The following is a 12579-nucleotide window of genomic DNA, read 5'->3' as shown; positions in this document are numbered from 1 at the left end:
TTGGACATTTTTATTAGGCAATCTATTCAAATGTAATGGAATTAACTGTGTCGCGGTCTAATTTTTTAATGACCTCAATGAGAAGCTTCACTGTATTTTCATAATCATCACGGTGTAAAATTCCGGCATGGCTGTGAATGTAACGTGTTGGAATACAAATTGCTAATGAAGGGACGCCGTTATTCGAAATATGGATTGCACCTGCATCTGTTCCGCCACCAGGCATTGAACCAAATTGGTAAGGTATGCCCTTTTCTTCAGCCGTATCAATGACTAAGTCGCGTAAACCTTTATGAGATACCATGGACGCGTCAACTAATAAAATTTGTGGACCGTCTCCCATATTTCCTGTCGCTTCTTTCTCTGATATTCCAGGTGTGTCACCAGCAACGCCAACGTCTACTGCAAAACCGATATCAGGTTGAATTTTCGTTGCGGCTGTTTTCGCACCGCGAAGTCCTACTTCTTCTTGTGCAGCACCTACGCTATATACAACGTTCGGATGTTTCTCCTCTTTCAAGCCTTTTAGTACGTCAATCGCAATTGCTACGCCAATTCGGTTATCCCATGCTTTCGCAAGAAGGTGCTTGTCATTATTCATCACTGTAAATTCAAAATAAGGAACAACCATATCGCCTGGTAAAATCCCCCATTCCATCGCCTCTTCTTTAGAAGTAGCACCGATGTCAATGAACATATCTTTAATGTCAACTGGCTTCTTGCGTGCTTCAGGCGATAAAATATGGGGTGGCTTTGAACCGATAACGCCTGTTACTGTGTCACCTTTACGCGTAACAATTGTTACACGTTGGGCAAGCATTACTTGAGACCACCAGCCGCCAACTGTTTGAAATGAAAGAAATCCTTTATCGTCTATTTTCGTGACCATAAAGCCAACTTCGTCAAGATGTCCTGTGACCATCACTTTCGGTCCGTTCTCTTCGCCTGTTTTCTTGGCGATTAATGAGCCGAGTCCATCTTGTTCAATTTCATCAGCAAATGGTGCGATATATTTTTTCATGACATCACGGGGTTCGCGCTCATTTCCCGGGATTCCTTTTGCATCTGTTAATTCTTTTAACATCATTAATGTTTCGTCTAGTTTCGTCAATTTTTCGACCCCCTAAATAGTTAACGTTATTTAGTATATTCTAATTGGAGTTCATTTTCAAAACATTTACTATTCACTTTCCCCTTATAGCAATTCCTTCCGTAGTGTTGCCGCACTTTTCGGTGATAGTAATCCAGGCGCCACGTCAAATACTGTTTTAGCGCCGTAGTCTCCATTTTGATTTAAACGGTACGCTGCTCTTGCATAAGCGACCAAGACGCTCGCTGTAAACTCTGGATTGCTCTCAAGTTTTAATGCATATTCAATCACTTGATTATTTCCATCTCCTGTTTTTCCACTACGAATCACAAATCCACCGTGTGGCATTGCAGCGTGGTCTCGCTTTAGTTCTTCTTCAGAAATAAAATGGACCGTTGTGTCGTGGTTGGTGAAGTAATTTGGCATCGTAACGATTGCTTGCTCAACTTCTTTAGCATCTGCACCTTCTTCAAGAACAACGTAACATTCCCGCGTATGTTGTTCACGCGTCGTTAATTCAGGCAAGGACCCACTTCGCACTTGTTCAACCGCTTCTGGGTTCGGGATTGTATACTGAACTGCTCCTTTAACACCCGGAACTCTTCTAACCGCATCAGAATGTCCTTGGCTTAACCCTTTACCCCAAAATGTATATGTAGTGCCATCCGCTAACACCGATTCCCCGAATAATCTGTTCATTGAAAATAAACCTGGGTCCCATCCAACTGAAATAATCGCTGTCTTTTCATTTGGCTTGGCGACTTGATCAACGGCATCAAAATATTTTGGGATGTCCGCATGTGTATCAAAGCTATCAATCGTTGTAAAATGCTTAGCTAACATTGGTCCTTGTTCTGGCAAATCATTTTTAGAACCACCACATAAAATTAGTACATCGATTTCCTCTTTAAAGTCTTCTACACGAGCTAGTGCATAAACAGGAACTGATTCGTTTAATAGGTTTACATCTTCTGGATTTCTTCTTGTAAATGCGCCAACCAGTTCCATATCTCCATTCTGATAAATTGCAGACTCAACGCCCCGACCTAAATTTCCGTATCCTGCAATACCAATTCGTATTTTCTTTGTCATGTCTCATTCTCCTTTTTACTTATTCATAATCAGTTGATCACGAATTCTTTTTCCTTCTAACTCAAGCATAAACAATATTTAAGTAAAAGTAATGTATTTCATATAAAAATTCTTAATATATTGCTCTATTAAGGTTACCCATTTATGAATCCATTCGCTGTTTCACTAAAGTTTCCCCACGTGGCAGCATTCCGGTTAAATACATTGGGAACTTCTAAAAGCGCATATCTTAAAATAAAAAAACCGTCAGCATCCAAATTCATAGAATGCAAACGGATTTTTATTATAGTCACTTCACTTTTTTCCTTCTATCAACTAGTTGACACAGTCTCTTTTTGATAGGCTTGAATTTCCTTCAAAAAGGGCTCACCGTATCTTTCCAATTTCGTAAGCCCCACACCATTCACTTCTAAAAATGCCTCTTCAGTCGTTGGCATACGGCTGACCATATCATGTAACGATTTATCTGAGAAGACAACAAATGGAGGAACCCCAGCATCTTGCGCTAATTGACGACGTAAATCACGGAGTTTTTCAAATAATGGGTTATCAACCGTAATTTGTTTCGTGACAACAGATACTTTGCGGAACACTTTTTGCTTCCCCATTAAAACATCTTTGCCAGCCTCCGCCACGTAAATAATCGGAAATTGTCCGTGCTCAACACCCAAATAGTTTTCCGAAATAATAAATTCAATAAAATCAGAGACGTCTTTTGCACTTCTACCTTTTAAAATGCCATACGTTGTTAATTTATCAAAACCGAAATCTTTCACTTTTTTATTCCGTGATCCTGTTAATACTTGTGCAATCATCGTTTTACCGAAGCGTTGGCCCATCCGAATTACGCAAGATAATACTTTCTGTACGTCTTCGGTTACATCTAAACTTTCTCGCGTATCTGTACAGTTAGCACATCTACCACAATCAGATACATTTTCTTCGCCAAAGTATTGAATGATAAACTTTTGTAAACAAGCTTCCGTATGACAATAATCGACCATTGACTGTAACTTCTGTAACTCCATCGGAATTCTCGTTTCATCTAATGATTGGTCGATTAAAAAGCGTTGCGTTTGTACGTCTTGTGATGAAAATAACAGTGTACAATCACTTTTTAACCCATCACGTCCAGCACGTCCAGCTTCTTGATAATAACTTTCCATATTACGTGGCATTTGGTAATGAATTACATACCGGATATTGGATTTATCGATTCCCATTCCAAACGCATTCGTCGCAATCATGACGGACGTTTCATCATTTAAAAACTGTTCTTGACCTTCCTGACGTGTTATATCAGATAGACCCGCATGATACTTTCCTACAGGTACACCACGTTTTGATAGCACATCATACAGATGATCGACTGCTTTTCTTGTTGCCGCATAGATAATTCCCGCTTCGCCTTCATTTTTCTTTACATAATCAATGACAAACTTTTCTCTGTCCTGACCTTTAATGACCGAAAAAGTTAAGTTTTCTCTCTCAAATCCTGTCACGACTGTATTTTCTTCGTTAATTTTCAGTTGTGTACAAATATCTTCTCGAACGGCTGGTGTTGCTGTTGCCGTTAATGCGAGAACAACCGGCTTTTCGTGAAAAAGAGAAACCATTTTACGGATATTTCGGTAGCTCGGCCTAAAATCATGGCCCCATTGAGAAATACAATGGGCTTCATCAATGGCCACAATTGGCACGTTCATAAGTTGCAAACGATTTGTAAAAGAAGGAGAATCAAGTCGCTCAGGCGCAATGTATAATAAACGATACTCTCCTCGAATCGTCGCTTCCATTGTCTCGTGGTATTCTTCTGAAGTCATTGTACTATTAATATAAGCCGCTGAAATCCCTGCTTCTTTCAGTGCATCTACTTGGTCTTTCATCAATGAAATCAGCGGTGAAATGACAAGTACAGTTCCTTCCATCACAAGTGCTGGTACTTGATAACAAAGTGATTTTCCACCGCCAGTCGGCATCACACATAGCGTGTCCTTCCCTTGCAATACACTTTCAATGACTTGCTCTTGTCCCGTTCTAAACGAGTCATACCCAAAATAATCCCGTAAAACCTCTGTTGCTTTAGTTAGCAAAGTCCACTTCTCCCCTTTCCTGTATAACATTTATCGCGATTTATCATTCTTTTTTTACGAAATTCATAACTTCAGTGTAGCATAAATCCCCACTTAATTTCTCAACCATCTTTATTCAACCAATTTAAAAAACGCCTACTCGTTGAACTAGGCGTTTTTCATACATTAACTATTCATTCTCATTGAATAAATAACGTTCTTCATCTCTACTGTGAATTTCATTCACAATTTGAAGCGCATAAAACTTTTGAAGAACTGCAGGACTTAATCCTTCCTTCTCGCGCAATTCTTCAATATCTTTCACAATTACACGTAGTAAATCGTGGTCACGCGTTAACTTTGTAATTGTCTCTTGCAGTTCTGGCTTTTTATTTGCAACTTCTAAGTAAAAACCTTCCTCTTCCGCATCTGCATGGCTAATAATTCTTGTTTGCCAATAGCTAAGTAAATCATCAGCCGCTAAGTCAGCAGCCTCTGTTTCCCCTTCGCGTAAATGTTTGATTAACTCTTCCGTTTTAGTTACTGCTCCAGAAAGCCCACCTTCATGAATTGCACGGTGCGCATGTAATTGACGTAATGCTGGTCCTGACATTTCAATCATCCTTTCCAGTAATTCTATAAGGCAATCAAATCTATTTTTTAAAATTATAGCGAAGATTTATTATCGAATGAGCTAAATAAACTTGCCACGAGTAAGCCAATAAAAAATGTAAGCAAACTCATCATTAAAAATGTGCCGTCCTCTGGTAATCCTGGGTAAATCACAAATACCGATCCAATGATAAGTCCTATCACGACTGCAAAAGTTACATACTTGAAACGATCCAGTAAATAACGTATCACTTTACTGCTGACAATAAATCCAACAACTACACCCGAACCAATCACTGCAATAATTGGTAGATTTAAATTCGATAACGCACTAATTGCAGTCGAATAGACACCGAGTAATAACAAGACAAATGAACCACTAATCCCCGGCAATAACATCGCCATACTGCCAGCCCAACCCGCTAGGAATAAACCAAGCGCATTAGAAGATGTGAGTTTCGTAATTGTTCCATAGTTTTGTGGACTTACAAACGCAAGTGATGCAAGCGCAGCCCCTACAATGAGGACAAGTAAAAAATGTCCAATCTTAAAATTCTTTTTGACATTGACTTGTTTTGAAATAAATGGCACTACACCAATGATAAGCCCAAGAAAGAAAAATTGTGTTTGTGCATGATAATTTTTCAATAAATATTCAATCAGCCGACTAAAAATCAACAGGGTGCCACCCATCCCAATGGCAAGGGGCAGTAAAAATCCGATATGCTTTTTCCAGTCCCGACTAAAGAAACCGCTAATTGCAGTTAATAATTGTTCATAAATTCCTAGGATGAATGCGATGGTTCCACCACTCACACCTGGAATGAGATCGCTTATTCCGATAAAGAAACCGCGATATATATTTCTCCATTGCATAAACAAAAATCCTCCATTTTTACATTTGAATGCAACTAGTATAACATTTTTGCACGACGATTGAGAATGAAAATATGACAACATAAGGAATTAAAAATAGCAATATATATGAATCTATTATATTTCGCCTTATGTTATTCAAAAAGAAATCGTTTAGACGGAATATATTCCATCCAAACGACCTTATCTATTTCTATCAAATTTACGAAGAATAAACACCGTCTTTGATAGAAGGATTGTTTTATTCCTCAGTTGAAATAAGTTCTTCTCCACGGCGTCGTTCAATTTCTGCAAGACGTGCATTAAATTCCTCTACAGTCATATTATGTTCTATGAAGTAGCGGTTACGAGAATGTTCGCGGCACGCATCTGAACAACTGCGCATGTATAAATGTTCATTTTCTTCTGAGCACAAAATCTGAGCATTACAAACAGGGTTTGCACAGTTTACATAACGCTCGCATGGCTCACCGTCGAAGTGGTCACGACCCACAATTACATGTTCTACTTGGTTAACTGGGACAGCGATTCGCTCATCAAATACATAGCATTGTCCATCCCAGAGTTGACCTTTTGCAACAGGATCTTTACCGTAAGAAACAATTCCACCTTCAAGTTGGCCAACATCTTCAAAACCTTCTCGTACGAGCCAACCTGAGAATTTCTCACATCGAATACCGCCCGTGCAATACGTTAAAATCTTCTTACCTTCAAATTTTTCTTTATTTTCTTTCACCCAGTCTGGAAGTTCTCTAAATGTGCGTATATCTGGGCGAATCGCTCCACGGAAATGGCCTAAGTCGTATTCATAATCATTTCGAGCATCGAGAATGATGGTATTCTCATCCTGCATTTTCTCTAAAAATTCTGCTGGGCTTAAATAATTCCCTGTTAATTTATTTGGATTTATATCGTCTTCTAAGCTTAGATTAACAATTTGTTCACGAACACGTACATGCATTTTTTTAAATGTGTGCCCATCTGCTTCATCAATTTTATATTCAATGCCTTGAAATCGCTCATCGGCATTCATCATGTTCATATACGCGTCTGTTTGCTCAATTGTTCCCGAACAAGTCCCGTTTATTCCTTCTGTTCCAATAAAGATACGGCCTTTTAACCCAATTTCCTTACATGCTTCTAAATGCTCAGCAACAACTGTTTCAGGATCTTCAATTGCTACATATTTATAAAATAAAAGAACCCGATATGTGCCTTTTTCCATTTTTCAAACCACCTTGTTATATTTGTCACAAATTTTTTTCATAAATTGAGATGTTGACATTATACCATAATTATTTTGTCAAAAAAAGTGTTACTTCATTAATATTCTCTACCAATAATGATTGGAATGATTATATTTATCTAGTATACTTCAGTAAGAGACAGGCGCTAAAATTCGACATAAACATAAACATAAACATAAACATAAACATAAACACTACTATTTTATCAGTCAAAAACACCCACCTGATAGAAAGGATAAAAAAAGGAGTTCATTATGAAAAGCAAAAAGTTCAGAGAGCGTTTTCCTTTGCTCGATATCATCCTCACTTGCACAACCATTTTGTTAGTCCTCGGCTACAGTTATTTATTATTTATTTTTCAAAATAACAGTACATCTGCAACATCTAAAAAGGACTTTGGTAACACGATGCCCTCAACAATCGATGAGATTGAATCAAATTTTTCCGGCATTAAAATCGTTACAGAAATATCAAATGACCTAAGTGCTCCTTTTGCCATCCAGTATCCACAAAGCAAACATATTCAATTCAATGACGAAGTAAAAAAATACATAAAAACGATAAAATACAATTACTTAACCGATATTGCAACATACAAAAAAAGTCAGAAAGAATTTACCAGTGAATTGAATATCTCATTTGAAACTTTTGAACATAATGGCATTTATTCTTTTGTCATGGTGAAAAATGAATACGTCGGCGACAACGAAGGCCAAATCAACATTCAAACTTTCCGGTTAAACCCCGAAACTGGGGAACGTATTACAATTGAAAATGTATTCGATTTTCGTTTACAGCATCTAAAGGAACTCTCTAAGCACATAGAAGAACGCCTCTATGAAGATGAAACACTTATCAATCATTTATTACCAGAACAAGTAGCTATTCACACAGAACCGGTTTGGGAGAACTTTCAAAACTTCGCATTAGCAGAAGATGAAATTATTTTTTATTTTGAATACAATAAAATCGCAAACAGGGATGCAGGGGTTCCAATTGTCTCCATTCCCTATCAAACGATCAATTCTTTACTAACAGAATCTCTTCAAGCTTCATTCGTAAATGAAATGACAGAAAAACCGGACACATCTCAGCCCGTTAATGGAGAACATGATGCTATTGAGAAAGAAGAGATTCCAACCGACAAAGAGAATGTGGAAAATAAAGATGTCCCCAAGCAGAAAAGAGTTGCTCTGACATTTGACGATGGTCCGGATCCGAAAGTAACAACACGGATCTTAGATACATTAGAAAAATATGATGCAAAAGCTACTTTCTTCATGCTGGGTAGCCGAGTTGAATATTATCCTGAAATTGCCAAAAGCGTTTACGAAGCCGGACACGAACTCGGTAATCACTCTTGGACGCATCCCGACTTAACAAAAGCTAAAAATGATAAAATTCAGAAAGAAATTGATAGAACTTCTACGATTATTGAAGAAGTAACAGGTCAAAAACCAGAAATTTTTCGCCCCCCATACGGCGCTTTTAATGACAACGTTTTAAATCTAACAGACTTATCAATGATTTTATGGGACGTTGATACACTTGATTGGAAACACAGAAATGCGAGTCAACTCCTTTCATACGTAAAACAAAACACGATAGATGGTAGCATTATTCTCATGCATGATATTCACACATCGACTGCGGATGGCCTTGATGCCGTTCTCGCTTATTTAGCGGAAAACGACTATCAATTCGTCACAATTTCCGAATTAAGCGAATAATAAGAGCGCCCTCATTTTTTGACTGATTATCAAAAATTGAGGGCGCTTTTCCAATAGAAAAAACTTCATACAGGTGTTATAATAAACATAGAACAGAGAGACGTATAGAAGACTAAACGAAAATGATTGCTTGTCGTCCGAAGGAGGTATTTAATGTTTATTGAAATAGATATGGATTCGGAAGTACCCATTTATATCCAATTAATGAATGGTTTAATCGAAGCAATTGCAAATGGCTCTCTCCAAACGGGTGATACTTTACCTTCCGTCCGTTCTCTTGCTTCTGATCTTGGGATAAATATGCATACGGTAAATAAAACATATCGTGAACTCGAAAAAAAAGGCCTTGTACAAATTATTCCAAAGTCAGGGACCATTGTTCAACAGCAAACTGTAGACGAAGCGAAACTACAACAATTTGCTCTTCTAATTCGTCCGATTATGGCGGAATTACTCGCAAATGGTTTAACAGAAAAACAAATTCAACAACTTTCTTCAAATATGATAACAAGCATCGAGGAGGGAGAACAATGACAATCGCGCTATTACTTGCAATGACTCTTTTTATAATCATCATCCAAGCCGCGATTCCTTTTTTACTAAAATCAACAGTCGTTTTTGGCGTCACCGTCCCAAATGGGGATACCAAAAATGAAAAACTTCTTTTTTATAAAAAAATGTACGCTTCCATCATTCTAGCTAGCGGTGCAGTTACTGTGACTGCTTTTATGACTTGGTTCACACGTACAAGCCCGATCGAAGATAAATTATTGATAGTTGGCATTGCTATTCAATTTGCAATTTTACTTTTAAGTATGGCCTTATACTTTGTCTTCCACGCAAAAACAACAAAGTTAAAGACGGAAAATCAATGGGGAGCAAAATTAAAACAAGTTCGATTAGTAGATTTAGCCGCAAGAACTGCAGATGAAATGTTACCTTTTACATTTTTTCTATTACCGATGGTCATCACAATCGGGCTTATCATTTACACAACTATACAGTATCCACAGTTACCGGAATTAATCCCAACGCATTGGGGAATCGATGGTCAGCCAGATGCATTTACTGAGAAAACGCCTTTTTCAGCCATTGCTCTCCTATTAATTTTGTTGATCATGCAAGGGATGATGGCTGGAATTAATGAATTTACCAAAAGATCCGGGATTAAAATCCAGGCGAATCGTAAAAAGAAATCACGTGCCCAGCAATTAGCATTTAGGAAGTATTCCAGTTGGCTATTATTTGCGACAGTCCTGCTCTTAACAATCTTATTTGCTTTTTTACAATTAATGACGATACATGAGCATATTGGCGGGACGGCAATCGCACTCGCTCTACCAATTGCATTTATCATCATTATTTTTGGGATGACTGCAGTGTATGCTTTTAAAGTAGGTCAAGGTGGTGCGCGTCTTGATGTACAAATTACAGATGAAGAAGTCGAAGGGATTACAAATTATGATGATGATCAGCATTGGAAGCTTGGTGTGATTTATGTGAACAAAGACGATCCTTCCATTTTTGTAGAAAAACGATTCGGCGTTGGATGGACAGTAAATTTTGGTAATCCAATCGGTTACTTAATTATCTTTGGGCCACTCTTATTAATAGTAGGTATTTCATTGTATCTGTAATTTTTTCATAAATCTTCCGAGACTCAGTCAATTTAATAAATAACCTTCCTACAAAAAATCCCGAAAAATGTTGATTTCCGTTCCAGGCGCACGCTTTCCGTGGGGCGGGCGGTGAGCCAATCGCAAAACGTAGATTGCGATTTGCCTTAATTTCTGCGATTTTCGCAGAAATTAAGGCATCCCGTTAGATATTCCTGCTCATAACGCTTCGCTTTTACTCGCAAAAGCCGTTCTTCGTTACGGCTTAAGACAAAGACGTGCTCCCAAACGCTTCGCTTTTCGGTCGCAAAAGCCGTTCTTCGTTACGGCTTTCGCTAATCCCACAGGAGTCGGCGCCTTCCACTTCAATCAACGGATCATCCCCATAACAATATCTCACGTTAAAAGGAGAAACGTTAATAATATTCGACTGTATTACGGAAATAAGCAATTATGAAATTGACACTATTAACTCATTTTTAAGATAGAGAATAAAAAAATTAGACCACCCATCTTTTATGGGTGGTCCTTTAAAGGTTGACTCATTCACATCATTACAAATGAGCATCACATATCATTAACTAAAAACGCTAGTGCTGTGTAATGGTTGTAGTCTTGCTTTTGGATCAATGTATGCTTTGGCATGGTTGACAGCAATTGGGGCTTCACCAAGTCCAACTGCAATTAACTTTACTTTACCGTCAAACGTTGTAACGTCTCCGGCAGCGTAAATTCCTTCCATATTTGTTTCCATTTTCGTATTGACCAAGATGGAGTTACGTTCCATTTCAAGGCCCCATTCTTTCAAAGGTCCTAATGAAGAAATATTACCGTAATTAACAATGACGTGATCTGTTGAAATTCTTTCTTCATTGCCGTCCCTAGATGCGACCAGAAGTTCGTTGACTTCACCATTTTCTCCAATGATTTCTTTAATTGAAAGTGAAGTTTTCACTTCTACTTTAGAGTCCATTAACTGGTTGACACTTGTTTCATGTGCAGTGAAACGTTCGCGGCGGTGAATTAATGTCACTGAAGATGCAATATCCTCAAGCATTAACGCCCAGTCTACTGCTGAATCTCCACCACCACAGACGACAATATTTTTATCTTTAAAAACTGTTAAATCCTTAATGCCGTAGTGTAATGTTTTCCCTTCAAATTGCGCCTCTTCTTTCAAACCAATTTTACGCGGTTGGAATGCACCAATCCCAACTGTGAGTAAAATCGTTCTCGTTAAATGGACACCTTTATCTGTCTTTAGCTCGTAGTAATCGTCGTGCTTTACAACCGATAGCGCTGTTTCTCCAAGTAAAATTTCTGGGTTGGCATAATGTGCTTGTGTGACAAGATTTGCAACAAAATCTTTCGCTAGTATTTTTGGAAAACCACCAACATCATATATATATTTATCTGGATAAAGCTCAATCAGTTGACCGCCCAATTGTGGAAGACTATCGATGATTTTAACCGACATTTCTCTCATTCCTGCATAAAATGATGCGAATAAGCCGGTCGGTCCTCCCCCGATAATTGTAATATCAACAATTTCTCTCTCCATATATAACACTCCAGTTATTATAAAATTTTCATCGTGTTCCGTAAAAGGGGTAAATAAAAAATAACCTTTCGAAACAATCATAAGTCTATTATCTACTAGTTGGACAAAAAAGACACTTATTCTGATTTGAAAAGGATTATTTTATTTTCTATTCTTCTAATTTGACGACAGACACTTTCGAATTTTTTTATTCTGCTTCATGATAATGCACTTTACAAAATGATTGGATTGTTGAAAGTTCTTCATCTTCTAACTCAAAATCAAACGCTTCATCTGTAGCCCTGTCAAAAAAATGAGCAACAACCAGTCGGTCTTCTCCTTCATCCACTGCTAAAATTGCCCTAACGCCAACTCCATTTTCAGAATAAAGCTCATCCTCTTCATTCAACATCACGAATAAACGAAATTCGTAACGCTCCCCACTAATAAGTCCCGTAGGATCCACAATCTTTTCCACTATATATTCTTTTATTTCCATAAATCTCACCTTTCGTTCCAATGTACAGTTTCAATTAAGCTATTGTATCATGAGTATCCTAAAAAGTATCATACCTTGTTTTAAATAAAATAATTGAGTTAACTTCAATTAGGACCAATTTCAAAAAATATTAATTGGAATTGCCGTTCCACAAGACTCACCCGAATGGATAATGGAAAACGGAAAGAAAATGTATAAAGAATTG

Annotated in this window: 11 protein-coding genes; 3 read left to right on the top strand and 8 right to left on the bottom strand. The window is 37.8% G+C overall.

Going from position 1 to position 12579, the window contains the following annotated elements:
* Positions 1–22: 22 nt before the first annotated feature.
* From AB1H92_RS04170 to AB1H92_RS04145, 6 genes are all read right to left on the bottom strand, one after another.
* Complete coding sequence (locus AB1H92_RS04170) at positions 23–1111, bottom strand: M42 family metallopeptidase (protein WP_115362173.1); 1089 nt, start codon at positions 1109–1111, stop codon at positions 23–25.
* An 84-nt stretch (positions 1112–1195) separates the two neighbouring features.
* Positions 1196–2182 (bottom strand): diaminopimelate dehydrogenase, encoded by a 987-nt coding sequence (locus AB1H92_RS04165; RefSeq protein ID WP_115362175.1) that lies wholly within the window; start codon positions 2180–2182, stop codon positions 1196–1198.
* 311 nt (positions 2183–2493) lie between these two features.
* The gene (recQ, locus tag AB1H92_RS04160) at positions 2494–4275 is read right to left on the bottom strand and encodes a DNA helicase RecQ (protein ID WP_115362177.1); all 1782 of its coding nucleotides are present in this window, start codon (positions 4273–4275) and stop codon (positions 2494–2496) included.
* A gap of 169 nt (positions 4276–4444) precedes the next feature.
* Positions 4445–4867, bottom strand: coding sequence for a hemerythrin domain-containing protein (locus AB1H92_RS04155; protein WP_115362179.1), 423 nt, complete (start codon positions 4865–4867; stop codon positions 4445–4447).
* A gap of 53 nt (positions 4868–4920) precedes the next feature.
* Complete coding sequence (locus AB1H92_RS04150; RefSeq protein WP_115362181.1) at positions 4921–5742, bottom strand: DUF368 domain-containing protein; 822 nt, start codon at positions 5740–5742, stop codon at positions 4921–4923.
* Positions 5743–5983: 241 nt separating this feature from the next.
* Complete coding sequence (locus AB1H92_RS04145; protein ID WP_115362183.1) at positions 5984–6967, bottom strand: rhodanese-related sulfurtransferase; 984 nt, start codon at positions 6965–6967, stop codon at positions 5984–5986.
* Positions 6968–7243: 276 nt separating this feature from the next.
* On the opposite strand from AB1H92_RS04145, the gene AB1H92_RS04140 reads away from it, so the two are divergent.
* From AB1H92_RS04140 to AB1H92_RS04130, 3 genes are all read left to right on the top strand, one after another.
* Positions 7244–8719, top strand: coding sequence for a polysaccharide deacetylase family protein (locus AB1H92_RS04140; RefSeq protein ID WP_115362185.1), 1476 nt, complete (start codon positions 7244–7246; stop codon positions 8717–8719).
* Between the two features lie 153 nt (positions 8720–8872).
* The gene (locus AB1H92_RS04135; RefSeq protein WP_115362186.1) at positions 8873–9253 is read left to right on the top strand and encodes a GntR family transcriptional regulator; all 381 of its coding nucleotides are present in this window, start codon (positions 8873–8875) and stop codon (positions 9251–9253) included.
* Entirely contained in the window at positions 9250–10356 is a 1107-nt protein-coding gene (locus AB1H92_RS04130) for a DUF1648 domain-containing protein (protein ID WP_115362188.1), read from the top strand. Before AB1H92_RS04135 ends, AB1H92_RS04130 begins: the two co-directional genes overlap by 4 nt.
* 556 nt (positions 10357–10912) lie before the next feature.
* Here the strand turns inward: AB1H92_RS04130 and AB1H92_RS04125 are convergent.
* Both AB1H92_RS04125 and AB1H92_RS04120 read right to left on the bottom strand, forming a co-directional pair.
* The gene (locus AB1H92_RS04125; RefSeq protein ID WP_115362190.1) at positions 10913–11896 is read right to left on the bottom strand and encodes an NAD(P)/FAD-dependent oxidoreductase; all 984 of its coding nucleotides are present in this window, start codon (positions 11894–11896) and stop codon (positions 10913–10915) included.
* A gap of 187 nt (positions 11897–12083) precedes the next feature.
* Entirely contained in the window at positions 12084–12374 is a 291-nt protein-coding gene (locus tag AB1H92_RS04120) for a DUF6509 family protein (protein WP_115362192.1), read from the bottom strand.
* Positions 12375–12579: the final 205 nt, after the last annotated feature.

The organism is Sporosarcina pasteurii (genome assembly GCF_041295575.1).
Classification (GTDB): Bacteria; Bacillota; Bacilli; order Bacillales_A; family Planococcaceae; genus Sporosarcina; species Sporosarcina pasteurii.
This window is presented reverse-complemented; position numbering and strand designations above follow the sequence as displayed.

What these genes read in the sequence shown, in the direction of transcription:
- AB1H92_RS04145 (WP_115362183.1), bottom strand. Translation starts at nt 6,967, where the DNA reads ATGGAAAAAGGCACATATCGGGTTCTTTTATTTTATAAATATGTAGCA.
- AB1H92_RS04125 (WP_115362190.1), bottom strand. Translation starts at nt 11,896, where the DNA reads ATGGAGAGAGAAATTGTTGATATTACAATTATCGGGGGAGGACCGACC.
- AB1H92_RS04155 (WP_115362179.1), bottom strand. Translation starts at nt 4,867, where the DNA reads ATGTCAGGACCAGCATTACGTCAATTACATGCGCACCGTGCAATTCAT.
- AB1H92_RS04120 (WP_115362192.1), bottom strand. Translation starts at nt 12,374, where the DNA reads ATGGAAATAAAAGAATATATAGTGGAAAAGATTGTGGATCCTACGGGA.
- AB1H92_RS04130 (WP_115362188.1), top strand. Translation starts at nt 9,250, where the DNA reads ATGACAATCGCGCTATTACTTGCAATGACTCTTTTTATAATCATCATC.
- AB1H92_RS04135 (WP_115362186.1), top strand. Translation starts at nt 8,873, where the DNA reads ATGTTTATTGAAATAGATATGGATTCGGAAGTACCCATTTATATCCAA.
- AB1H92_RS04150 (WP_115362181.1), bottom strand. Translation starts at nt 5,742, where the DNA reads ATGCAATGGAGAAATATATATCGCGGTTTCTTTATCGGAATAAGCGAT.
- AB1H92_RS04165 (WP_115362175.1), bottom strand. Translation starts at nt 2,182, where the DNA reads ATGACAAAGAAAATACGAATTGGTATTGCAGGATACGGAAATTTAGGT.
- AB1H92_RS04140 (WP_115362185.1), top strand. Translation starts at nt 7,244, where the DNA reads ATGAAAAGCAAAAAGTTCAGAGAGCGTTTTCCTTTGCTCGATATCATC.